This window comes from Pedobacter sp., assembly GCF_041645105.1.
In the GTDB taxonomy this organism is placed as follows: domain Bacteria; phylum Bacteroidota; class Bacteroidia; order Sphingobacteriales; family Sphingobacteriaceae; genus Pedobacter.
Window position 1 is genome coordinate 377345 of sequence record NZ_JBAZQQ010000001.1, and the last position, 24115, is coordinate 401459.

20 protein-coding genes are annotated in these 24115 nt (G+C 38.1%); 6 read left to right on the plus strand and 14 right to left on the minus strand.

The annotated features are described in order from the left end of the window. Positions 1-11: 11 nt before the first annotated feature. Complete coding sequence (locus WC623_RS01530; RefSeq protein WP_372847766.1) at positions 12-2288, plus strand: aconitate hydratase; 2277 nt, start codon at positions 12-14, stop codon at positions 2286-2288. Between the two features lie 48 nt (positions 2289-2336). On the opposite strand, the gene WC623_RS01535 is transcribed toward WC623_RS01530, so the two are convergent. Further along, positions 2337-2780: a putative signal transducing protein gene (locus WC623_RS01535; RefSeq protein ID WP_372847767.1), complete on the minus strand. Its 444-nt coding sequence runs from the start codon at positions 2778-2780 to the stop codon at positions 2337-2339. 34 nt (positions 2781-2814) lie between these two features. Then, complete coding sequence (locus WC623_RS01540; protein ID WP_372847768.1) at positions 2815-4152, minus strand: GH1 family beta-glucosidase; 1338 nt, start codon at positions 4150-4152, stop codon at positions 2815-2817. Between the two features lie 128 nt (positions 4153-4280). Here WC623_RS01540 and WC623_RS01545 point away from each other — a divergent pair, with 128 nt between their 5' ends. After that, positions 4281-5693, plus strand: a complete 1413-nt coding sequence (locus WC623_RS01545; protein ID WP_372847769.1) for an alpha/beta hydrolase family protein — start codon at positions 4281-4283, stop codon at positions 5691-5693. Between the two features lie 41 nt (positions 5694-5734). On the opposite strand, the gene WC623_RS01550 is transcribed toward WC623_RS01545, so the two are convergent. Continuing rightward, complete coding sequence (locus tag WC623_RS01550; RefSeq protein ID WP_372847770.1) at positions 5735-7549, minus strand: DNA mismatch repair protein MutS; 1815 nt, start codon at positions 7547-7549, stop codon at positions 5735-5737. Between the two features lie 96 nt (positions 7550-7645). On the opposite strand from WC623_RS01550, the gene rlmH reads away from it, so the two are divergent. Then, on the plus strand, positions 7646-8119 hold the full coding sequence (gene rlmH, locus WC623_RS01555; protein ID WP_372847771.1) for a 23S rRNA (pseudouridine(1915)-N(3))-methyltransferase RlmH: 474 nt from the start codon (positions 7646-7648) through the stop codon (positions 8117-8119). A 509-nt stretch (positions 8120-8628) separates the two neighbouring features. On the opposite strand, the gene WC623_RS01560 is transcribed toward rlmH, so the two are convergent. The 7 genes from WC623_RS01560 to WC623_RS01590 form a co-directional block, all read right to left on the minus strand. After that, a complete protein-coding gene (locus WC623_RS01560) occupies positions 8629-9168 on the minus strand; it encodes a DUF5606 domain-containing protein (RefSeq protein WP_372847772.1) in 540 nt (179 codons plus the stop codon). Positions 9169-9194: 26 nt separating this feature from the next. Beyond that, positions 9195-9632, minus strand: coding sequence for a peptidylprolyl isomerase (locus WC623_RS01565; protein WP_349784378.1), 438 nt, complete (start codon positions 9630-9632; stop codon positions 9195-9197). 85 nt (positions 9633-9717) lie between these two features. Continuing rightward, the gene (locus WC623_RS01570; RefSeq protein ID WP_372847773.1) at positions 9718-10716 is read right to left on the minus strand and encodes a helix-turn-helix transcriptional regulator; all 999 of its coding nucleotides are present in this window, start codon (positions 10714-10716) and stop codon (positions 9718-9720) included. Positions 10717-10750: 34 nt separating this feature from the next. Continuing rightward, entirely contained in the window at positions 10751-11311 is a 561-nt protein-coding gene (locus WC623_RS01575; RefSeq protein ID WP_372847774.1) for a biliverdin-producing heme oxygenase, read from the minus strand. 29 nt (positions 11312-11340) lie between these two features. Beyond that, positions 11341-12045 (minus strand): HmuY family protein, encoded by a 705-nt coding sequence (locus WC623_RS01580; protein ID WP_372847775.1) that lies wholly within the window; start codon positions 12043-12045, stop codon positions 11341-11343. A gap of 44 nt (positions 12046-12089) precedes the next feature. After that, positions 12090-12755, minus strand: a complete 666-nt coding sequence (locus WC623_RS01585) for an HmuY family protein (RefSeq protein ID WP_372847776.1) — start codon at positions 12753-12755, stop codon at positions 12090-12092. 30 nt (positions 12756-12785) lie between these two features. Further along, positions 12786-15161: a TonB-dependent receptor domain-containing protein gene (locus tag WC623_RS01590; protein ID WP_372847777.1), complete on the minus strand. Its 2376-nt coding sequence runs from the start codon at positions 15159-15161 to the stop codon at positions 12786-12788. 352 nt (positions 15162-15513) lie between these two features. On the opposite strand from WC623_RS01590, the gene WC623_RS01595 reads away from it, so the two are divergent. From WC623_RS01595 to WC623_RS01605, 3 genes are read left to right on the plus strand one after another with little or no spacing between them, the layout of a single operon-like run. Then, on the plus strand, positions 15514-16341 hold the full coding sequence (locus tag WC623_RS01595) for a hemin ABC transporter substrate-binding protein (protein ID WP_372847778.1): 828 nt from the start codon (positions 15514-15516) through the stop codon (positions 16339-16341). After that, the gene (locus WC623_RS01600; RefSeq protein WP_372847779.1) at positions 16335-17381 is read left to right on the plus strand and encodes a FecCD family ABC transporter permease; all 1047 of its coding nucleotides are present in this window, start codon (positions 16335-16337) and stop codon (positions 17379-17381) included. The genes WC623_RS01595 and WC623_RS01600 overlap by 7 nt, the downstream gene beginning before the upstream one ends. Before the next feature lies 1 nt (position 17382). After that, positions 17383-18180, plus strand: a complete 798-nt coding sequence (locus tag WC623_RS01605; RefSeq protein WP_372847780.1) for a heme ABC transporter ATP-binding protein — start codon at positions 17383-17385, stop codon at positions 18178-18180. Here the strand turns inward: WC623_RS01605 and WC623_RS01610 are convergent. The 4 genes from WC623_RS01610 to WC623_RS01625 all read right to left on the minus strand — a co-directional run bounded on the left by WC623_RS01610 (position 18157) and on the right by WC623_RS01625 (position 23885). After that, complete coding sequence (locus WC623_RS01610) at positions 18157-19197, minus strand: LacI family DNA-binding transcriptional regulator (protein ID WP_372847781.1); 1041 nt, start codon at positions 19195-19197, stop codon at positions 18157-18159. The genes WC623_RS01605 and WC623_RS01610 overlap by 24 nt on opposite strands. A gap of 143 nt (positions 19198-19340) precedes the next feature. Beyond that, entirely contained in the window at positions 19341-21017 is a 1677-nt protein-coding gene (locus WC623_RS01615) for a sodium/sugar symporter (protein ID WP_372847782.1), read from the minus strand. Positions 21018-21055: 38 nt separating this feature from the next. Beyond that, entirely contained in the window at positions 21056-22387 is a 1332-nt protein-coding gene (xylA, locus tag WC623_RS01620; RefSeq protein ID WP_372847783.1) for a xylose isomerase, read from the minus strand. A 22-nt stretch (positions 22388-22409) separates the two neighbouring features. Then, a complete protein-coding gene (locus WC623_RS01625; RefSeq protein WP_372847784.1) occupies positions 22410-23885 on the minus strand; it encodes a xylulokinase in 1476 nt (491 codons plus the stop codon). Between the last annotated feature and the right edge of the window lie 230 nt (positions 23886-24115).

Sequence of the window (24115 nt, forward strand, 5' to 3'; positions counted from 1 at the left end):
CTTTAAAAAATATGGCTTTTGATATAGAAATGATCAAAAAGGTGTATGCAAACTTCGGTCCCCGTGTAGAGGCGGCTCGTAAATTAGTAGGCAGACCTTTAACACTTTCAGAAAAAATACTTTATACCCACCTTTGGGAGGGAAACACGAATACTTCTTACAACAGAGGTGTTGACTATGTAGATTTTGCTCCTGACCGTGTGGCCATGCAAGATGCTACTGCACAAATGGCTTTGTTACAATTTATGCAGGCAGGCAGACCACAGGTAGCTGTTCCTTCTACAGTTCACTGTGATCACTTAATTACAGCCAAATTTGGTGCAGAAATTGATTTACCTGCAGCAAATACAGAAAGTAAAGAAGTATTTGACTTCCTTGCTTCAGTTTCCAACAAATATGGAATTGGTTTCTGGAAACCGGGTGCAGGTATTATCCACCAGGTTGTTTTAGAAAACTATGCTTTCCCAGGTGGAATGATGATCGGTACCGACTCTCACACTGTAAACGCAGGTGGTTTAGGTATGATTGCTATCGGTGTTGGTGGTGCTGATGCTTGTGATGTTATGGCAGGCTTACCATGGGAACTTAAATTCCCTAAACTGATTGGTGTTAAATTAACAGGAAAACTTAATGGATGGACATCTCCAAAAGATGTAATTCTTAAAGTTGCAGGTATCTTAACTGTAAAAGGTGGTACTGGTGCAATTGTTGAATATTTTGGTGAAGGTGCACAAAACCTGAGCTGTACAGGTAAAGGTACCATCTGTAATATGGGTGCTGAAATCGGTGCAACAACTTCTACTTTCGGATATGATGAGAGCATGGAGCGTTATTTACGTGCAACAAACAGAGCTGATGTAGCTGATGCTGCAAATACAGTAAAAGAACATTTAACAGGTGATGCTGAAGTTTATGCAGAACCAGAAAAATATTTTGACCAACTGATTGAGATCAATCTTTCTGAGCTTGAGCCTTACCTGAATGGTCCTTTTACTCCTGATTTGGCTACACCAATTTCAAAAATGAAAGAAGTTGCCGCTGCTAACGGATGGCCAACTAAAGTAGAATGGGGATTAATTGGTTCTTGTACAAACTCTTCTTACGAAGATTTATCAAGAGCAGCATCTATTGCTAAACAGGCGATTGATAAAGGTTTGGTAACTAAAGCTGAATTTGGAATTAACCCAGGTTCTGAGCAAGTACGTTACACTGCGAACCGTGATGGTTTATTGAAAACTTTCGAAGACCTGAATGCTAAAATCTTTACCAATGCTTGCGGACCATGTATTGGTATGTGGGACAGAGTTGGTGCAGAGAAACAAGAGAAAAATACAATTGTACACTCGTTTAACAGAAACTTTGCTAAACGTGCTGATGGTAACCCAAATACATTTGCTTTTGTAACTTCTCCGGAAATTGTAGCAGCAATTGCTATTGCAGGTGATCTTGGCTTTAATCCTTTAACTGATACCTTAACCAACAGTAAAGGTGAGCAGGTTAAACTGGATGCACCAAAAGGCGATGAACTACCAGTAAATGGTTACGCTGTTGAGGATGCAGGTTATCAACAACCAGCAGAGGATGGAAGTGGTGTACAAGTAATTGTTTCTCCAACTTCACACAGGCTGCAATTGCTTGATCCATTTAAACCTTGGGAAGGCACCGACCTTAAAGGCTTAAAATTGTTGATCAAAGCAAAAGGAAAATGTACAACGGATCATATCTCTATGGCTGGTCCATGGTTGAAGTTCCGTGGTCACTTAGACAACATTTCTAACAACATGTTGATCGGTGCTGTAAACTTCTTCAACGATAAAACTGATAACGTTAAAAATGAATTGTCTGGCGAATATGGCCCGGTACCTGCAACACAACGCGCTTACAAAGCAGCAGGAATTGGCTCTATCGTAGTTGGTGATGAAAACTATGGTGAAGGTTCAAGCCGCGAGCACGCAGCAATGGAACCTCGTCATTTAGGCGTACGTGCAGTATTGGTAAAATCTTTTGCCCGTATCCACGAAACCAACCTTAAGAAACAAGGTATGCTTGGTTTAACATTTGCGAACAAAGATGATTATGATAAAATTCAGGAAGATGATAGCATCGATATCATTGGCTTAACCACTTTCTCCCCAGATGTTCCTTTAACATTGGTATTAAACCATGCTGATGGATCTAAAGAAGAGATTTCTGTTAACCATAGCTATAATGCTCAGCAAATCGAATGGTTTAAAGCAGGTGGTGCATTAAACATAATTCGCAGAGAAGCTGCTGCGAAAAATGATTAATCAATAACTGATTATATTAAAAGGGGTTGCATAGTGCAACCCCTTTTTTTATTCAAATTCATATCCACAATCAAAACAATGATTGGTTTTCTTAGCTGCAAAAGGATAAACCAATAATAGTATAGACACAATCATGGTTAAGATACTAAAACGCTTTTTTGTAGCCTGAACATAACCAACATTGGAAGATCCGCAGTTCGGACAAACATGATCACTCTGTATATCATTATTCTGAGATTCCGGTACATCTACCGTTGCTTCTCCTAAAGCAATCTGAACATCTTCATCTTGAAGAATACTTCTTGCTGTATTCACATCTTTCTCAAACAAATGTAGCTTTATCCCTCCCAAAGCCTGGGTATATAGCGGATTAATGGTAATCATATTCTCATCGGATAGAAAGCATTGCACACCACTATCCATCAGCCTTGATTTTATAATATTGGCTTCAATAGGGTTATAATAAGTCTCAAATACTACGATCTTGTCCATTCTTTCTGTGCTTGGACATTAATATAAGGAAAAATCAGCGATTTAAGAAATCTTTGAACCAAAGCCCCGAATCCTTGATGATCCTTTGCTGTGTTTTAAAATCATTGTAGACCAAACCAAAGCGCGCATTAAAACCCTCGGCCCACTCAAAATTATCCATCAATGTCCAAGCCATATAACCAGTAATATTAAGTCCCTCCTGCTTTGCCTTTAACACCCCAGCCAAATACTGTTGAAAATAATCTATTCTTTCCTGATCATTAACTTTCTGACCGACTACTTTGTCATGATAGGCCGCCCCATTCTCTGTAATCATTATATTTCTGATTCCTGGATAGGCTGAAAATTGCTTAATAATATTATAAAAGCTATTGGGATTGATTTCCCAACCCATAGCTGTATGTGGCCTTTTCCGACTTTTAGCTTTTACCTCCCATGCCTGTACCACCGGAACAAAGGCATTGTACTTTATAGTGAGGGGGAAATAATTCTGAATACCGATAAAATCGAAATCAAAAGTTAAGCGTTCGGTATGTCTCCAAGTCGAATGCTGAATAGAAAACTTCTCCAATACCTCCCAGTCGGCCGTAGGATAGCCCATTCCAAGCAGAGGTTCAACAAATAGTCTATTCATCAGACAATCTACCCGCTTTGCTGCAAGTAAATCTGATTCACGTTCTGTATATGGGATAATCTCCGAGCATGAAAAGCTTGTACCTATGTTTGCATCCTTAACCTCTGCTCTTAATATCCTTCCTCCGTCAGCTTGTGCTATAGCCGTATGATGAACAGCAGAAAAGAAATTCGTCAACCCGGTTTTGCCAGGTGCATGAACTCCTAACATATACCCCAGAGATGTAAAACCGAAAGGTTCATTGAGTACAATCCAATTCTTTACTTTATCGCCATATTCTTTTGCGCACAATCTTACAAACTGATTAAAACTATGATTTACCGAGAAGGCAGTCCAGCCCCCTTCATCCTCAAGTGCATCCGGTAGATCCCAATGATACAAAGTAACATAGGGTACAATTTCTTGGGCTAAACATTCGTCGATCACCTGATGATAAAAAAGAATCCCATCTTTATTTACTTTCCCTTTTCCGGTTGGCAAAATACGTGGCCAGGAGATTGAAAAACGGAATACCTTGAATCCCAATAATTTTACAAGGGCAATATCATCCTTATAGCTATGATAAAAATCACAAGCAGTCGTTAACTGATGCCCCTTTTTAATCTTGCCAGATCTTCGGGAAAAAGTATCCCAAATGGATAAACCCTTGCCATAACTCTCAGCTGCACCTTCAATCTGCGCTGCAGCGGTAGCTACGCCCCATAAAAAATCATTCCCAAAATCAGATGCTTTGATCATATATCCTAATAATGAGCAATATGCTAATCATTTATGAAGTTACTGTTAAACTTACAAACCCTTAATATTTTAATTAACTTAACATCAGAAACATACTCCTATTACCATCTTATATATTAAATTTGATCATGAGAAGAATTTATTCAACCATAGCTTTAGTCTTAATAAGTAGTTTTTTATTTGCTCAGGAACCAGTAGGCACATGGTATGGCAACCTAAACCTTAAAGGTTTACAGTTACCCCTGGTGTTTCACATTACAAAGAATGGAACTGAATACAGCACAAAGATGGATAGTCCTAATCAACGTGCTATAGGTATGCCTACCAGTAAAACAACATTAGAGATTAATATTCTAACCATTGAGGCTACCAATATAGGAATGAAATACACAGGTGTATTTATGCCTGACAGCAACAAAATAAATGGGATTTTTGAACAAGGGCCAACACGGGCTCCCTTAACGCTAAGCAACAAACCCAATACAAATTTACTGGTCAAATCCGGCCCAAGACCTCAGGATCCTAAAGACTTCCCATACAAACAAGAAGAGATAACCTTTACAAATGCCAATGGAGGTCATACGCTAGCAGGAACATTAACCTTACCTGCCGATGGTAAAGCCAGTAAGATAGTAGTATTGATTAGCGGTTCTGGTCCTCAGGATAGAAATGAAGAATCACCAGGCCTAAATCATCGTCCCTTCCTTGTACTTAGTGATGCGTTAACCCGGCAAGGGATTGCGGTACTCAGATATGATGACCGCGGCGTAGGTAAATCGACCGGCGTATTCCAAATGGCCACTTCAGCCGATTTTGCTGATGATGCAGAAGCTGCAGTAAAATATATATTATCGCGCCCTGAGCTTAAAGAGATGAGCATTGGACTAATCGGACACAGCGAAGGTGGTATGATTGCCCCTATGGTTGCCAGTCGCAATTCAAATGTAAAATTTATTGTTTCTATGGCTGCACCTGCTATTCCTATATTCCAACTTTTTACTCAACAACTTGAAAGTTTGCAGAAGCAATCAGGTATGTCAGCAGCTAAAGCAGCACAAGAGGCAGCGATAAATTTAAAGATCTTTGCTACAATTAAAAACACAAAGAACCTTCCACTTGATCAAGCATCAACAGAGGTTGAGCAAATCTATCGTAAAGAATTGAGTCAGCAAACGATAGTTAAGCCAGACAGTGCTGCTATAGAAGCAAACTTCAAACAAACAATTAACAGTCTAAAAATGCCTTGGTTCAGGTATTTCATTGCTTTTGATCCTGCTGAATACCTAACTAAAGTTCAATGTCCGGTATTGGCCATCAATGGTAAGCTCGACTACCAAGTCTCGGCCAAAGAAAACCTTGCTGCTATTAAAGCCGGATTAGAAAAAGCAGGAAACAAAAATTTTGAAATTGTTCCGATGGAAGGCTTAAATCATTTATTTCAAAAAGCAATCACCGGATACGGGGCTGAATATGAAAAAATTGAAGAAACGATTAATCCCGCTGTACTCCATAAAATAGCAACTTGGATTAATAGCATATAATTCCTGATTTTACAAATCAGGAATTATATACACTTGCAGAATCAATTTAATGATAAGCCAATCTGCTTCAATAATAAAGCTGCATTAAAGGTTTTACAAGGTCCTTCTTTCAATTTATAATCGAACTCCATTTCACCTTCTGTAATCTGTATATCGAAATGATAATTACGAACCTTTTCAGGATAATCCTCCTGCATTTCTGACAGCTGCAAATCATGCGTTGCGAATAATGCAGGGGTATTTTGTTCAATCAGTTTTTCGATGAACACCTTTGATCCCAGGTATTTATCCTTACTATTCGTACCCCTTAACATCTCATCAATCAATACAAAAGAATTCTGATTGGCCTGTATGGCATCTAAAATCATTTTTAACCTATTCAGTTCTGCTTTAAAGGTAGAAGTCTGATCATTTAATGAATCCTTAATACGCATATAAGAAAGCACCTTAAAGATAGACAATGACATCTGTTGGCCACATATGGGTGCACCAGCAAAAGCTAATGTCATGTTAATCCCCACAGTTCTTAAAAAAGTACTTTTTCCTGCCATATTGGAACCTGTCACAATATCCACTGTTGGCACATCCTTAACTTCAAAAGTATTTAACACCCTTACCTGTTCAGGAATCAACGGATGCCCCAATTCTGTTGCTTTAAATTCAAATGATGGCATTATAACAGGATAATTCCAATCGGTCTGGTTATAGGCTAGTGTTGCAAAAGATATGAGTTCTTCGAAACGACTAATTCTGGTCATTCCTTCAATAGTCTCCTGAGCCGATTCATCATACCATTTACATAGCGATATAGAGCAACGGATGTCCCACACCATAAAAATATTCAGAAAAGCACCTACAATCACGTTCAATCTGGCATCAAAAGCCTGTATAATTGTCGACAACTTACGGATCTGTTTGCTGATTGGAACTGGGTGAGTATTATGAGTGAAAAAATTTTTAATATACTTACTTTTCCATGTCACATCTTCTGTCCACTTAATACTACCTGCAAAAGCGCTCAGCATTGCCGATTCCCCACTAAAACCATAATATACCTGATTGATGGATTTAAAATTAAAAAAGGTAAGGGCCATATTGATAACAGCAAATACTCCAAAAAGCTGCCATGCCCAGGTACCAAAGAAAATCCCCATACCAAATAAGACAATCATGATAAAAGGGACAACCTTTATATATAAACGCAATGAGGCTTTACGTGTGAATGCAAGTTGTTCCGGCAATTGCTCCTGAAGTTTACGGATAATAACTTTTAGTTGTCCTGGTTTATGATTTTGAAGTTCCGCACGAAAATGGAAAGTCTGGTCGATATGTTCCTTTAATTCGGCAATAGCTTCTTGTCTTTGTTCAATTTCTTGCTGATTTCCTGGCTCGGTTAAGCTTCTGGCTAGAATATCAAGCCCCTCCTGTGTATTACAACGGTTAACAAACGAGTAAAGTGAGCCTGGGCCGAATATATCAAGATCGGAACTATATGGGTGATACTCATCCGCATAAACAGTCCCGTCACTATAACCATTCTTACTTTCCTTAAGTTGAGCTATCTCATTTTTATAAACCCATAACAGTTTCTCAGCGTAGACCAATTCCTTTTGTACTTTAACCTGTTTCTTTACAAGAAACAAGAACAATACTAATGGCAGAAAAGCCAAAACTGCAAAAAACCATTCGAAACCAAAATTTATGATCAGGGCAACAATAGCGATTTCGGCAATAAAAAGCCCTAATCTTGAAAAAGAGATCCCATTTAGCTTCCGTTTAAGCTGATTGATGACTGTTTGTTGTGATTCTACGTTATTTTGATACCTGGTTAAGATGCTATGTTTTGTATTTACCATTATATTTGAATTCCTGAATAATTGAGGGGGCATTTAAACTTTGACCCCGGTATGTATGAGATGTTACGAATTGTTTAGATGATAAAGATAAAATAAATGAAGATCACTTTACTGGTTGTAGGTAAAACAGAAGATAAGTACCTGATTGAAGGGATTGAAAAATACCTGAACAGATTAAAACATTACATTGGCTTTACGCTGCAGGTTATTCCTGAGATTAAAAACACAAAAAATCTTAGCGAGGCACAGCAAAAGGCTAAGGAGGCTGAACTGATCCATAAGCAGATCAGCAATCTGGATACTGTTATTTTAATGGATGAGAAAGGAAAAAAATATACTTCTGTTGCGTTTTCAAATTATTTAAACAAACAAATGATTGGCAGTGTTCAACATTTAGTATTTATTATTGGTGGGCCTTATGGGTTTGATGAAAGCATTTATAAGCGAGCGAACGGAAGTATGTCGCTATCAGACATGACATTCTCCCATCAAATGGTTAGATTATTCTTTGTGGAGCAGCTTTATCGTGCTTTCAGCATTTTAAAAGGAGAACCTTACCATCACGAATAATTTTAAAATCATTGTGGAAATTATGTTCCGCAAGCATCATTTAATAAAAGGAGGATATTATGTTACCCGGAGATTATAAAAGAAACTACAAATTCAAGACTGATAGTAAAAAAGACCGGCTATCTTATATCATTGCTATCGTTATCTCAATTATAGCTTTTTTAGCCATCTGGTTTCTAGTTTAAACGCCAGCGAAAAACACCAAAAATCGGACAAAAGCCAGAATATCAATGACTCAAGTTAATGAATTCTTTAGTCATTCTAAATAGTAAGTCCATAGTAAGTTCATAGTACCTACATGTTAAGTCCATGTTTTAGCATAAATACATGGATTTATTATGAATTCATTATACATTAAATATAGAGTTATCATACACTATATCCGAATTACAATATGGCTTTAGTACCAGAATCCATCTGGTTTTTATATACATTTATAAAATTGTGCCCATAAAAAAAGGCATCCTTTTGGGATGCCCTTTTAATAGCTTATAAAAATGCAGGCTTAATTAAACGCCTTTTTTACTGGTCATATTAGCCTTTTTAGCTGGCTGTGTAGTTTTACTAGGCACTTTTGCATTTGATGCCTTAGGCGTAGCCTTTGGTTTTTTATCTAATTTATCATCTGCTTTCAATGTATCATGTTCATCATCAACAGCAGGAGCTTCTTCTGTAAACAGAGGAAGATCTTTAAGGATATGATACCAGCTTACGATTTTCTTCATATCAGAAGCATAAACTTTTTCTTCGTCATGACCTGGGGCCACTTCTTTGAAGAATGTTTTTAAAACACCAGATTCAGCTTTTGCATCAGGAACATTACCTTTAGAGGCTACCATATTTGCTAAAACATCGGTTAATTTTAAATCATCATCCTCACCATATACTGTAATATCTTCTAGCGATGCAAGTTTAGTTGTAGTCATATTAGCTACAATTTTAACTTTTTGAGCATCCAGACTTTCAAGAACATATCCTGCTTTATTCTGACCAACAAGTTTAAATAAACCTGGTCTTCCAGATACTGCTACAATTCCTCTTAAATTCATATTGTCTATTTTTGAGTAGATTAGAATTAATCTTCTATTACTTCAATTCCTATAATCTTGTCACCTTGTTTAATGCTGTCTACAACATCAACATTTTCCACTACTTTACCGAAGCAAGTATGATTTCTGTCTAAGTGTGCAGTATTGTCTCTGCTATGGCAGATAAAAAACTGAGATCCGCCTGTATTTCTACCAGCATGAGCCATAGATAAAACACCGCGGTCATGATATTGGTTCTCGCCTGTTAGCTCACAATCAATTTTATAACCTGGGCCACCAGCACCAGTACCAGTTGGATCACCACCTTGAACAACGAAATTAGGAATTACCCTGTGAAATGTTACGCCATTATAAAAACCATCTTTAGCTAACTTTAAAAAATTAGCAACTGTATTTGGTGCATCCTGATCGTAAAATTGTACGGTCATATCACCTTTATCTGTTTTAATTATTGCTTTGCTCATGATAAAATTTTTGTAGAGGGCAAACTTAGAGAAATTTGCGCTGATATGCAAAAACAGAGCTGGGGAGTTTAATGTAATAAAGTTACTATTCTTCGCTCAACTTTATTTCGCTTGGTAAAATCCCAAAATAGCGTTTAAAAGCATCTGTAAGATGGCTTTGGTGATTAAATCCAACTGCGGAGGCTACCTGCCCTACTGTTTTTTTCTCTTCCAGAATCAACCTTCGGGCTTCTTCCATCCTCAATCTTGTTACATAACCATAAATTGTAGTTCCAAAATATTCTTTAAAAGCTCTTTTAAGTTTAAACTCATTTAGCGCAATTTGCTTTGAAAGCTCAATGATAGTTGGGGGATAAGTATATTGTGCATCTAAAATATCTCTTGCATGTTCAAGCTTACGCAGGTCATCCTGTTTAATTACATATTTATCAACTTCTTCAACACCAGATTGCATTTGTTCAAGTTGAAGCATCAGTAATTCCAAAATCCTCGATTCAGTATGCATACGTTTTAATTCACCTGTTCTTTTGCACTCACAGATATCATTGATCACCCGTTTCATTTCAGTGGTCACAGGTAAATCTTTAGCAGAAAAAGAAGTGTATTTTCCCTTTAAAATCTCCCGCACAAAATCTGTATGTAACAGAGAATGCTGATTTATTAAATGAAAATAATAAGGTTTTGAGAGCACCAATAAGAAATACTTATACTCTATATCAGGCACCATAGGATAACTCCCTTTTATGGAAGGGATGTAACGGATATTATGTCTGCTGCCTGTTCTTCTATTATTTTTCAAATCCTTTTTCTCAGGATTAGGATGCGTATCGTAGAAAATAAACTGTGAAGTAATGGTTTCACCTTCCACCTCAGAGAATACTTTTACATTGCTATTAAACTGCATGGTAGAGTGCACGAGAAATAGCCCACCTGCACTAAGCTGATAATTTACCAGCTTTTGTGCAGGCAGACTTTTAATATTTACACTCTTTTCTGAAAGTGGGGTATTGGGCGTATAGTTATCCGCTATTTCTTCGATAAACAGCCAATCGTCCGACCCCTCTATTTTAGATTTTATCTTCATAGGAGTGTATCTATTCTATCTTATTATAATGAAATTAAGCTACACTTACCTCACCAAATACTTCTCCGAAGTTAGAAAAAGTTTCATTAGCGGTAGCAATTGCTTGTTGTTCTTCCTCCTCATTATTTGCATTAGCATTTAATACGGCAACAAATTTACCCCACATTTGTCCAGTCTCGGCTCCGTAACCAGAGAAAAATGAGAATCCTTTTGTAATACCAAACTTCTCCAACATTTTCACGATGATTGGTCCACCCATGATTGAGCCTTCCATTACATATAATGCTGCAAGAGCCTGGATGGTATTATCTATTTGAGGCGCATTTGCTTCAGGCAGATCATTTACATTTGCTCCCAACTCTTCAATATCTTGTTTGATATGAGAAGAATTACGACGCTCAGCAATATCTGGTAATAATTCATTTGTGATATATGGAGCGATAGCCTTTTCAACCTGGTTGAAATAAGCATAGAAATGCTTTAAAAAATCTGCATAGTCTGCATCACTACGGATGGCTTTCATTTTTTGCACTACCTTTTTTTCAAGATTTAAGTGTGCTTCTTTGGTCGCTTCTTTAATTGAGGTACTTAACATATCTATAAATTTAATGGGTTAAAATAAGGTTATTTAATTTGAAACTTGGTACTTCCTTTTGGTACAACTACATATTCAAACGTATAAAACATGTGAGGTGTATTCATGAACCATTTATCTGCAGTAAAAGCATCTTTATAGCCACTAATCATTTTAATTTTTGCATAGTCGCCCTTAGCTGTGCGAATGATTACAGTACGTTTTTCTGGCATAGCATAAATCACATGTTGCTTATCTGCAGAACCATCACCCCTTATTGTTCCTTTACTGTCATATAAGCACCATCCTATTCCACTACCATAAACTCCTTCTGCATCAAGACCAATTAAATTCTTTCCGGTCTTGAAATCCGCATCAGCAGGTACATCATTCACTTCTTCAAATGGTTTCTCTAATATAAGAATACCACCTTTAGCAGTACTTCCTACCCCATAATTAGCTTCATCATTACCATTATTGCCACTAAGCATACAAGTCATTGTACCACCAAAAGCCAAGTCCCAATCGGCCGACTTCACCTGTGACTCTGCAATTTCTTTTTTAGTTTCGAAATTGAAATAGAAAGTCTTTGCTCCAGTAACAGCAGGCGCAAAGTTTTCTATACGCTCCAGTTTATAATAATGAGTAGGCTCTTCTTGTTGAGGTTCTTTATCTTTTTTACAAGACGAAAGTACTCCTGCCGTCAGCATTAATAAACTGAAAATTTTAATAGTTTTTGAATTTAGATAGTTCATATTATTTAATTGTTAAATGGATAAAAAATATATAATACATTGATTTAGTCTTTGGTTGAAAGATTTGTACTACCATCTTCCTGCACAAAGTATCTGAAGGTCAGATATGGCGCAGGCCAGTTGATATCACTCACGACAGCCGGGGCTCCTTTGTACATGCTGATCAATTGCAGTTTTGCATATTTTCCATCAGCAGTCTTTAAAATATAAGTCCGGTTTTTTACCGGAATTGCGATATGAGTATTCATTTCATAGAAATACCAGCCATTTCCATCTCCAAGGTCTAATCCCGAAGTATTAACACCCTTGCTCGCAAATTCTGCATCAGAGGGTGCTGTCTTTATTGCATCATAAGCCTGGTTTACCACCATCAAGGCTCCCTTTCCAACACCACCATAACCGAAACTTTGGTTATTCGTAGCACTATTTGGTGATATATAGGAGTTGTATTCATTAGCAAAAGCGATGTCCCATTCGGCAGTAAGAACCTTGCTTTTACCTACCTTACTATTGGTCTTAAAGCTGAAGTAAAACGTTTCAAATGCCTCACCTCCACCAACAGTATTGCCGACATCACCTTCAACATCTTTTACCACGGTGCTTTTACCATCTTCCAATTGAGGTTTCAATTCTTCTTTAGTACAAGAAATGCTGAACACAGCTACAAAAGCCAGTACTAATGCTTGTTTTAAATAGTTAGATTTCATCATTTTATTAATTTATTGATTAACATAATTCTCTTAGTTTTCCTGTTTAAAAAACCTCCAGCTCAAACCGGCCAGAATGGTCCTACCATGCTGTGCAGGCATGAGCTGATCGCGGTAATTCATCAGGTTGTCGGCCGTCAGCTGAACCTGTAAACGCTTATTGTAAAATGATTTCTGTACCGATGCATTCAGCAAAAAAAAGCTTCGTACATAGGTATCATAAGGATCAAGGAAATTATTTGCTTTATTATCTTCAGAAAAACCATACTTACTACGATAGTTTACCCTGAAAGTTCCTGTAATACCAGACGGTTCATGAGCATAACTGATCTTCACATTAGCCATATGGCGGGAACGATTGTTCAGCCCAAAATAGTCCTTACGTGTTGATGGTCGTACTTTATTAAGATCCGTATCATATATAGAGTTGTACAAACCAGTACCATTTTTTATCGAATCTATTACACCCTTATCTATAGCATACAGCAACTGATAACCTGCCGATAAGGAAAGTGATTTGGTAGCCAACCAACTTAAACCTATCTCGGCTCCGGTAGTATATGCATTGGCGATGTTGTTGTAAGAATAAATCAGTTGTCCGTTTGTTTTAACTGCCACCTGCTCGTAGTTAATAAAGTCCTTCATGTCATTATAAAATATATTCACATCGAACTTTAAACTTCTCGTGGGACTATAGTTAAATCCGCCACTATATGAAACAGAACGTTCTGGTTTAAGCTCCCCGATATTTTGGGCCGATGGAAAGACATTCTGAATCTGTCCGGCATCCTGCAATATTTTTATTTCAGACCAGAATTCTTCAGCTCCCAAAACGGTATATCCTGTTTGGAGATTCGTAAATGCATGGTATAACTGTTGAAAATTTGGGGTTTTAAAACCCGTAGCCACCGCAGCCTTAAGCCTGAAATTGTCAAACAGCTGATAATCCAATCCTATACTCGGATTAACTTTTGAGCCATATTTGTCATGGTAATCATATCTTGCACCGGCAACAACCGAAAATTGCGGAGCAAGCTGCCAATTTGCTTGCGTATAGGCAAAATAATTGGTCATACTTTTTGAGCCTCTGTAAGCAGTATTATCTAATGATTCATAAGCCGCACCTGCACCTCCAGTAAGTTCAACTGCATCTGATACCTGTTTAACAGCCTGTACTTCGGCTCTATGGACATATTGCTCGAAACGATTACCGGGGATAACAAATCCGCTGTTTAAATCTGTAATATCCTGTGCTGTCTTATAGCGGGTTAAGTAGTACTGGCTTTTTAAGCTGAATCCGTTACTGAAATTATTATTTAAAGCAATTGAACCATTGAGATCCTGCTCATCCAATACATCTTTAGATGGTTGCGCACCATAAGAGATATAATTATCAGAATATCTTGTAACATACCTTCCATTAAAGCTCAAAGTGCTTTTATCACTTAACAGATAACGTCCTCTCCCCTGAAATGCAAAACTTTCAAATGGCGGTGCGGTTTTTCCCTCATCGAGATATGGGTTGGCATTAAATCCATCCGTACGGTAATAGTTACCAGATAAATAAACCGAACCATTTTTACCTGCGAATGGGGTTTCACCTTCCAAAGTAGCATCAAGCATATTGAAACTCCCATAGCGTAGGGCAGCCATTCCCTGGGGATAATTGATGTTTTTACGGGTTACGATGTTAACTACCCCTGCCAGGGCTTCACTTCCGAACAGACAAGAAGAAGCACCTTTGATGATTTCAATCCGCTCTATATTAGATACGGTAATACGTGAAAGATCAAAGTTCCCATTATTGCGGCCAACCATTGGTTGTCCATCAATCATAATCATGGTATAACCGCTGTCGAAGCCCTGCATTTGTAGACCTACAGCTCTGCTTCCAGAGCCTATATCGTTAACGATAGCCAAACCTGTCTGCTCTTTTAAAACCTCATCAAGCCTTCGGCTTCCCATCATTTCTATTTCCTGTCTGCTAATTATTTTTGATGGCATGGCAGTTCGGGTCATATCGATGAAATTTTCCGGATTACGGTGAAGCCCATTCACACTCACTTCATTTAACTCCTGATCTCCGCGTTGTAATTGGATGTTTAAAGTCAAAATCTTATTATCCTCAATGTTTACTTCTTGTTCATATTTTTTGAAACCAATAGCATTGATATTTAAGGTGTAAGTCCCAGTATACAACTTACCATCAAAAGAGAATTTACCTTGAGCATCAGTAACCGCTTTTTTATAATCTGGTTGCATAACAACTGTAATTCCCTTAAGAGGTTTACCTGTTTCATCAACAACCAGTCCCGTCAATCCAGCTTTAATATTATTGGCAATTGCTGAGCTGGCTACAAAGATGAAGACCAACAGAAACTGCCATTTTAAAATTGTTGTTTGAAACATTATTACTACTGCATTTATTTTTAATCAGTCTAAATAAGACTGCAAATATGCTTACATTTGTCGTGATAAAAGCAACAATCCTGTAATAATTTTTAACCATTTCGGGAATATTTTAATGGAATCGGGATGTTTTTATGGAATTAGAGATGATAACCTTGTCTTTTTTGCCATAAAACAATTCAACATAAAAGACTTGAGAACAATTGATTACAGAAAAACAAAAAGATAGAATAAGAAATCACCCACAGCAATAATAAATTATACCAAATCCGTTAAACAATTGTAAATTATTTGGAATGGTTTTAAATAAACCTTCCTTTGTAAAAGAAATTATGAACATAAACACATTAATATGCAAAAGCTTGTAGTTATTTTACTCTCATTAATACTAGGATTCAATATATCCGGCAAGGCACAAAAACGTATTATCACTTTAAGTGGCGCACTTACTGAAACAGTAGATGCTTTAGGCTATGGTGCTCAGATTGTAGCGGTAGATGTAACCAGTACTTACCCTGCTTACATCAATAAATTACCTAAAGTAAGTAAAGACCGTGCAGTATCTGCAGAGGGAATTATATCCTTTGCCCCTGATCTGGTTCTTGCTCCTGAAAATGCAATCTCTAAATCACTGGAATATCAATTGAAATCTGCGAAGATTAAAGTAGTTATTATTAAACAAGAATTCAGTGCTAAAGGGGCTCCGGTCTTTATCAAACAAGTTGCCGCAGCTTTAGGGAATCCTGCCAAAGGAGAACAATTGGCAAAACAAACAGAGATCAGTATTAACAAAGCCCTGGCTGATGTAAAGAAGAATTCTAAATCACCTAAAGTATTATTTTTATATGCCCGTGGCACCGGAGTAATGATGGTTGCCGGCAAAGACACCAGTATGGACGCAATCATCAGATTGGCGGGTGGAAAAAATGCTGCTCAGGGTTTTTCTAAATTTAAGCCATATACTACCGAGGCGCTTGTAAATGCCAATCCTGATATCATTCTGATGTTTGATTTTGGTTATAAGAGTTTAGGGGGCATCAACAGCATTTTAAAAATGCCTGGAGTAATGTTAACCAATGCCGGAAAAAATAAAAAGATTATAGAAATGAACGGAGAGTTGCTGATTAACTTCTCTGCGAGATTAGGAGAGGCTATTAGTGAATTGAATAGTAAATGGTAAATAAGAAGTTTATATTATATCTGTCATTAACGCTTTCATTAATTCTTGCAGCAGCCTTTTCCATGAGTCTGGGGGCAGTAAAAATTCCTTTAACAGACGTAATGGTTATTCTTGGTAAAAAGATCGGACTATTTAGCGGCAGGGAAATCCCAGTTCAATTTGAGGGGGTCATGAATATCGTGCGTATTCCGAGAGTTTTACTTGGTATACTGGTTGGTGCAGCGCTTGGGATATCCGGCACAGCAATCCAGGGCATTTTCAGAAATCCACTTGCTGAACCTGGGCTAATAGGCATCTCTGCTGGTGCCTCTTTGATGGCAGTTATCATTATTGTACTTGAAATCAGTTTGCTGACTGCACTAAGTAATATCCTTGGCTATTACCTTCTTGCTTTCGGAGCTTTTGGCGGAGCTGGTATTGCAGCGCTTATTGTCTACCAGATTTCTCGCACAGATGGAAAATCAAATGTGGCGACCATGCTATTGGCAGGAATTGCAATTAATGCACTTGCAGGAGCCCTTACAGGTTTAATCACCTTTGCAGCTGATGATCAGCAATTGAGGAACATTACCTTCTGGATGCTTGGCAGCTTAGGAGGTGCTACCTGGGAAAATATTATGGCCGTATTTCCTTTTATCATCATTCCGGTATTGCTGTTACCACGGATGGGCAAGGCATTAAATGCTTTTGCACTTGGAGAAAACCAGGCAGCTCAATTGGGACTGAAAGTCAATACCATAAAAAGAAATGTAGTGATTTTGGCTACTATGGCGGTCGGGGCTGCCGTTGCTGTATCAGGAATCATTGGCTTTGTAGGTTTGTTGGTACCACATACCATCAGATTACTCATAGGGGTAGACAATAAACACGTGCTTCCTGCTTCTGCCCTGTTAGGTGCACTAATGCTTACCCTGGCCGATATGCTTTGCAGAACAATTATAGCACCTATAGAATTACCTATTGGAGTAATCACTGCACTGCTAGGCACACCTCTATTCTTGTATATTTTAATTAAAGACAAAAAGAAACTCGTATTATAACATGTTGGTAGCAGATTCATTAACATTTAAGGTAGGTAAGCGGGCATTGGTAAAAGACATTTCTTTTAGCTTGCGACAAGGAGAATTGCTGGTTATATTAGGTGCGAATGGCGCTGGGAAGTCGACCTTATTCCGTTTGTTAAGTGGCGACAGACCTCCATCTTCTGGAAGTGTAAAGCTGCATGAAAAAGAACTTGGCACCTATTCATCTTCAGCTCTCGCGTTAAAACGTGCTGTACTCAACCAGCAGAATGTTGTAAACATGGCCTTTACTGTTGAGGAAATTGTGATGATGGGCAGATATCCTCACTACCGTAATAATCCATCCATAGGCGACAATGAAATCTGTACTGAAGTAATGGAGTTGACAGGCATTACAAGCCTTGCTGAACGCTCTTACCTCAGCTTATCGGGAGGTGAACAACAGCGAGTTCAATTAGCAAGGGTACTTGCTCAGATCTGGGATGTACCAAATGCATTGTTATTGATGGACGAACCAGTGGCCAGTCTGGATTTACAATACCAGCAGCAAACCCTGGCTATTGCCAAAATGTTGACTAAACGCGGCTTTATGGTCGTTAGTATTTTACATGATATAAACCTGGCAGCACAATATGCTGACAGGATCATTATGCTTAAAAATGGGAGAAAGTGGTATGATGGAACAGTTGCAGAGGTCTTAAATACCAAAAACATCTATGAGGTATTCGAAATCAACTCAGATGTGTACACCAATCCAAGAACATTAAAGCATTTCTTTATTCCCAGGAATGTTTTAATCGATGCTAATATCGGATAGTAAAGGCAGTCCTGTGGATTCCCTTTCTACAATGGTTGGTTCCAGAACAACATTACGAATACCGTCATTTGGGTTTTTCTGTTTAATCATCTGTAAAAACATGTCCGCACATTCAAGTCCCATTTGATTAGGGTGCTGATCTACGGTAGACAGGGTTGGCGTGATGTAAGCAGAAAATGCTTCGTTTGAGAAACCGATTACTCCTATCTTCGGTGGTACCTGATTAACTTCTTTTAATTTTTTTATTACACCCAAAGCCGTAAAGTCATCTCCGGCAATGATCGCATCAGGCAGGTTGTCTCCACGTAGTAGCCTGCCCGCACCATATCTACCATCTTTTATAGAAAGTCCACCGAGAATAAGTTGTTCTTCATTTACAGGTAGATTGTTTGCCTTCATTGCGGCTCTAAACCCCTCTAAACGATCATCGAATATCTTGACCTTATGCATAGTAGTTACAAACGCTATATTCTTATAGCCCTGATCAATCAGGTGTTGAGTAGCCAGGTAACCAGCATTAAAATCGTTCAATGTAACCGTTGGCACTTTTAATTCTGTGCTGACCCTATCAAATAATATCAGTGGTTTATTCTGTTTTATGATTTCCTGAAAATGAGAAACATCAGTAGTTTCTAAGGATATTGATGCCATAATCCCATCCACCTGTGCTTCCAGCAAAGTCTTCACTCCATTTATTTCGTTTTCTACAGACTCGTTAGACTGGTAAAGGATAATCCGATAGCCGCTGTCTTTTAACCCCTTTTCTATACTATGAATAACTGATGCAAAGAAGTGAGCCTGCACACTTGGCACAATAACACCTACAATAAATGTTTTACCTGACTTTAGTGCAGAGGCCAATTTATTTGGACTATAATTCAGCTTTTTCGCAGTCTCAATTACCATCTGCCTCGTTGTTTCGCTGATTGCGGGAAAACCACTAAGTGCTCTGGATACTGTTGACACTGTGATATTCAGTTCTTTGGCAATATCGTAAATCGTTGTTTTCTTTTTCAAGATGTGGCTATAGCTATTTTGTACAATTATAATAAAAATATGTTTAGACCGGAATGCGGCTAATAACGATCAAACTACAAAGAGCCTGATCATATGATGATTCAGGCTCTTAGATTATCTTTCTTAAAGATGATGTTTTAAGATTACCAATATACGCTGTAAAGGGCAACAAGTAGTCCAACTATAATTAAGGCCCCCACTGCAAATGCAGTAGTTGTTTTAAACATAGTAGCATCAATTTCAAGACCTTTAGGATCTTCTTCTCCTTTATTCTCTATTAAACTGATAATGATCATACCAACAATACAGAATATAAATACAAAGCCCATTCTATCTATAAATGGAATTTCATAAATACCTACTGAATTTTTAACAGCAAATCCTACTTCCGACAACCAGGAAAGATCTGTCATGCCCGGTAAAAACTTAAGTAGTAACGATAAACCAAAACCACCTATTGTAGCGAAAAGCGCTGCATTTGAGGTTGATTTTTTCCAGAAGAAGCCCAGGATAAACATCGCGAAGATACCAGGAGATACGAAACCTGTATATTCTTGAATGTATTGGAAACCACCTTTTTTATCGATACCTAAATGTGGAGCGATCAGCACACCTAAAATCATAGATACAACGATAGCTATTTTACCGGTTCTAACCAAGTTAACTTCAGATGCCTCTGGTTTAAGTACCTTTTTGTAAATATCGAGTGTAAAGATCGTTGCAATACTATTTGCTTTTCCAGCTAGTGAAGCTACAACCGCAGCGGTTAATGCTGCAAACGAAAGCCCTTTTAATCCGGCTGGCAAAAGATTAAGCAATACAGGATACGCTCTATCTGGATTCACCTCTCCGTTCTGTAGCATTTCGGTTTGGAAAGCTCCATCTTTGTATAGTACATAAGCTGCAATACCTGGAAGTACTACGATAATCGGCATTAACAGTTTTAAAAACGCTGCAAATAAGATACCTGCACGTGCAGTTTTAAGATCTGCACCCAATGCACGCTGTGTGATGTATTGATTACATCCCCAGTAATTCAGGTTTACAATCCACATACCTCCAACCAGCACACTCAACCCTGGTAAGTCAATATAATTCTCATTTTCTGGTTTTAGAATCATATGGAAATGCTCCGATGCCTTTTCTGTCATAAGACTATAACCTTCCAAGATGCCAGATGTTCCATAATGCTCAGAAACCAGACTTAAAGCAAGATATGTTGTTGCCAAACCACCAAGAATCAGGAAAAACACTTGAATTACATCCGTATAACCAATTACTTTCATCCCGCCCAGGGTAATGATAATAGCAAATGCTGCAATGGCATACATACACAATTCAAGGCTGAAACCAGAAATACTGCTCACTGCCAATGCGCCCAAGTAGAGAATTGAAGTTAAGTTAACTACTACATACAATAGCAACCAGAATACAGCCATAATCATAGCTACCGTTCCGTTGTACCTTTGGTGAAGGAACTGCGGCATGGTTGATATTTTGTTTTTCAGGTAAACCGGTATAAAGAAAACTGCTACTACAATTAATGTAGCTGCAGCCATCCATTCGTATGTAGCAATAGCAAGGCCCATTTTAAAGCCTGAACCACTCATCCCAATAAACTGTTCTGCAGAAATATTTGAAGCGATCAGAGAGGCTCCGATGGCCCACCATGTTAAAGAACCCTCGGCTAGAAAGTAATCTTGTGAACCACTAGCTGCGGACTTTTTCTTATTGTAAATGTACAGCCCGTAGGCTGCGACAATTACAAAGTAAACTAGAAATACGATGTAATCCTTGGTATCCAGAATATTGGCTTTCATTTAATTGGTTAGGTTAGGTTTTTGATTTATTTAAGGCTTTAAATATAACGATTTATTAGATTTTCCAAATACTCTTGTTTTCCGCTACGAACTTCAGGCTCACCATGATCAGCAGCAAAATTCCTTAAATCTTCCAAACTCAATTTACCTTGTTCAAACTCGGCTCCTTTACCGCTATCAAACGAAGCATACCTATCAGTTCTAATCTTTTTATAATCTGATTTCTGAAGAATAGCATCAGCAGTTACCAATGCCCGTGCAAAAATATCCATTCCACCCACATGCGCATAAAACAAATCAGCCATATCAGTAGAGTTTCTACGGATTTTAGCATCAAAATTCACTCCACCTCCTTGTAAACCGCCTCCTTCTAATATGATGAGCATAGCTTCTGTCAGTTCATTGATGTCATTTGGAAACTGATCGGTATCCCAACCATTTTGATAATCTCCGCGATTTGCATCTATTGATCCTAACAATCCGCTATCAACAGCAACTTGTAACTCATGTTGGAAAGTATGTCCAGCCAAAGTAGCATGGTTTACTTCCAGGTTTAATTTGAAGTCTGCAAGCAAATCATATTCCTGTAAAAAACCTTTAACCGTCGCTGCATCATAATCATACTGATGTTTAGATGGCTCACATGGTTTAGGCTCAATAAAGAAAGTACCTTTAAAGCCTTGTTTGCGCGCATAGTCTTTAGCTGTATGCAGGAATTTAGCCAAGTGCTCTTGTTCACGTTTCATATTGGTATTCAGCAAGCTCATATACCCTTCTCTTCCTCCCCAGAAAACATAATTTTCTCCACCTAATGCAATTGTAGCATCTAATGCGGCTTTAACCTGAGCTGCACCATGAGCCAGCACATGAAAATCAGGGTTGGTAGAAGCCCCATTCATATAACGCTTATGGCTGAACAAATTGGCTGTTCCCCAAAGCAATTTCACACCACTACTGGCTTGTTTCTCTTTTGCATATTCAACCAGCGTCTGCAGTCTGCGCTCATTTTCGGCAATATCGTCTGTATAATCAACAACATCCACATCATGGAAACAATAATATGGTAATTGCATTTTGGTAATAAATTCAAATGCAGCATCCATTTTATCCTTTGCTCTTTCCACAGCATCTTTCTTTTCATCCCATGGGAATATATGTGTAGCTCCTCCAAATGGATCGCCACCGTTTCCATTGAATGAATGCCAGTATGCGCAAGCAAATTTAAAATGCTCGTTCATAGTTTTTCCGGCCACTACTTTATTGGCATCATACCATCTAAAAGCAAGAGGATTATCACTCTGCAAGCCTTCGTATTTGATCTGGTCAATTCCCTTAAAAAACTCTTTTTCTCCTGTTACTACTTTTGTCATGTTTAATATGTTATTAGGTCTATTATAATGCTTTGTTTAAAAGTTCTTTCCATTGCGCATATATCGGCTCATATGCTTCAGTATTTTGTGGTTCTACATACCTGATCAGCTCATGTTTAGTAAATGCTTCTTCAGGGCTATTGTAAATTCCAGCTCCGATTCCTGCCCCCAATGCAGCTCCTACACTGCCGTCGTTTTCATACAGCTCTACCGGGATTCCGGTTACATCCACAAAAGTCTGTGTAAATAGCTCGCTTAAAAACAGATTGGCCATTCCGGCCCTGATTACTTTTGGCTGCATCCCATTCTCACGCATAATGTCTAGTCCGTAACGGAATGAGAAAGCGATGCCTTCCTGTACGGCTCTAAAAATATCTGCCTGAGTATGCAGATTAAGATCGATACCCAATAACTGAGCTCCTGTATATCTATTATTAAGCATACGCTCAGCGCCATTGCCAAAAGGCAATACTTTTAATCCTTTACTACCAATTGGCGCTGTTGCAGCCAGCTCATTAAGTTCAGTATATGATAAATGAGGTGCAAAATTATGCTTTGCCCATCTGTACATACTTCCTGTACCATTGATACACAACAACACTCCGGTATGTTTCTTTTTGCTGGAATAGGTTACATGTGCAAATGTATTTACACGTGATTGCGAATCGTAGGTCAGGTCTTCACTAACTCCATAAATTACACCTGATGTCCCTGCTGTTGAAGCGACTTCACCCGGTTTAAGTACATTGAGTGACAATGCATTATTTGGTTGATCACCTGATTTGTAAGCTACAGGAATTCCTGCTTTCAATCCCAATAATTTCGCAACTTTATCTGTAAGTGCCCCATGCACTGAGAACAAAGGTTTTATCTCTGGAATTAGATTTTCATCAAAGCCATAATAATCCATCAATTCTTTTGATAGTTCATCCTTTTGGAAATCCCAAAAAACACCTTCTGACAAAGCTGCCACACTGGTGGTGATTGTTCCAGTCAGTTTCATACCAATAAAATCGCCAGGCAGCATTACTTTATCAATCTTTTGGTAACATTCAGGCTCGTTTTGCTTTACCCATGCCAATTTAGAAGCGGTAAAGTTTCCTGGAGAATTGAGCATACTTTGTAAACAATGCTCCTGACCTATGGCATTAAATGCCTGATCACCCAGTTTTACAGCGCGACTATCACACCAGATGATACTATCCCTTAAAACGTTTTGATCTTTATCCACCAATACCAGTCCATGCATCTGATAGGCTATACCTATGGCACTGATGTCATCAGGATTAAAGCCTTTCTCTGCTGTTACTTTAGAGATTGCTTTAATAACATGATTCCACCAACCTTCAGGCGACTGCTCTGCCCATCCAGGTTTCAGTGATTTAATTTCTGCTTCCTCTTCAGGGTATTGAGCGGTTGCAATCCTTTTTTGGGTAACTGCATCGACCACAGATGCTTTTATAGAAGATGTGCCAATATCAAGGCCTAATAAATACATATGCTCAGTGTTGGTTTTATTTATACGTTGTTGGTTTTAAGCTTCCGATTGCAAGTTATGCAACCGTTTGCATAAAAGTAATTGAAAATTCCTAAATCCCATACTTTTTTTTGAAAACAATACTAATTTATCAAAATGGCACATCGTTAATCTCTCATAATTTCCTTCTTTTTATACCGTTATATAAGTACATTCGTTCCATAAGTTGCTTTATGAATTCAAAACGATTA

Bases quoted from the DNA above. Each gene is read 5' to 3' on its own strand.
- WC623_RS01625 (WP_372847784.1), bottom strand. From the start codon at position 23,885: ATGTATTTATTAGGCCTTGATATTGGCACATCTTCTATAAAAGCATCT.
- WC623_RS01605 (WP_372847780.1), top strand. From the start codon at position 17,383: ATGTTGGTAGCAGATTCATTAACATTTAAGGTAGGTAAGCGGGCATTG.
- xylA (WP_372847783.1), bottom strand. From the start codon at position 22,387: ATGACAAAAGTAGTAACAGGAGAAAAAGAGTTTTTTAAGGGAATTGAC.
- WC623_RS01530 (WP_372847766.1), top strand. From the start codon at position 12: ATGGCTTTTGATATAGAAATGATCAAAAAGGTGTATGCAAACTTCGGT.
- rlmH (WP_372847771.1), top strand. From the start codon at position 7,646: ATGAAGATCACTTTACTGGTTGTAGGTAAAACAGAAGATAAGTACCTG.
- WC623_RS01545 (WP_372847769.1), top strand. From the start codon at position 4,281: ATGAGAAGAATTTATTCAACCATAGCTTTAGTCTTAATAAGTAGTTTT.
- WC623_RS01535 (WP_372847767.1), bottom strand. From the start codon at position 2,780: ATGGACAAGATCGTAGTATTTGAGACTTATTATAACCCTATTGAAGCC.
- WC623_RS01600 (WP_372847779.1), top strand. From the start codon at position 16,335: ATGGTAAATAAGAAGTTTATATTATATCTGTCATTAACGCTTTCATTA.
- WC623_RS01540 (WP_372847768.1), bottom strand. From the start codon at position 4,152: ATGATCAAAGCATCTGATTTTGGGAATGATTTTTTATGGGGCGTAGCT.
- WC623_RS01550 (WP_372847770.1), bottom strand. From the start codon at position 7,549: ATGGTAAATACAAAACATAGCATCTTAACCAGGTATCAAAATAACGTA.
- WC623_RS01585 (WP_372847776.1), bottom strand. From the start codon at position 12,755: ATGATGAAATCTAACTATTTAAAACAAGCATTAGTACTGGCTTTTGTA.
- WC623_RS01570 (WP_372847773.1), bottom strand. From the start codon at position 10,716: ATGAAGATAAAATCTAAAATAGAGGGGTCGGACGATTGGCTGTTTATC.
- WC623_RS01615 (WP_372847782.1), bottom strand. From the start codon at position 21,017: ATGAAAGCCAATATTCTGGATACCAAGGATTACATCGTATTTCTAGTT.
- WC623_RS01575 (WP_372847774.1), bottom strand. From the start codon at position 11,311: ATGTTAAGTACCTCAATTAAAGAAGCGACCAAAGAAGCACACTTAAAT.
- WC623_RS01565 (WP_349784378.1), bottom strand. From the start codon at position 9,632: ATGAGCAAAGCAATAATTAAAACAGATAAAGGTGATATGACCGTACAA.
- WC623_RS01580 (WP_372847775.1), bottom strand. From the start codon at position 12,045: ATGAACTATCTAAATTCAAAAACTATTAAAATTTTCAGTTTATTAATG.
- WC623_RS01560 (WP_372847772.1), bottom strand. From the start codon at position 9,168: ATGAATTTAAGAGGAATTGTAGCAGTATCTGGAAGACCAGGTTTATTT.
- WC623_RS01595 (WP_372847778.1), top strand. From the start codon at position 15,514: ATGCAAAAGCTTGTAGTTATTTTACTCTCATTAATACTAGGATTCAAT.
- WC623_RS01590 (WP_372847777.1), bottom strand. From the start codon at position 15,161: ATGTTTCAAACAACAATTTTAAAATGGCAGTTTCTGTTGGTCTTCATC.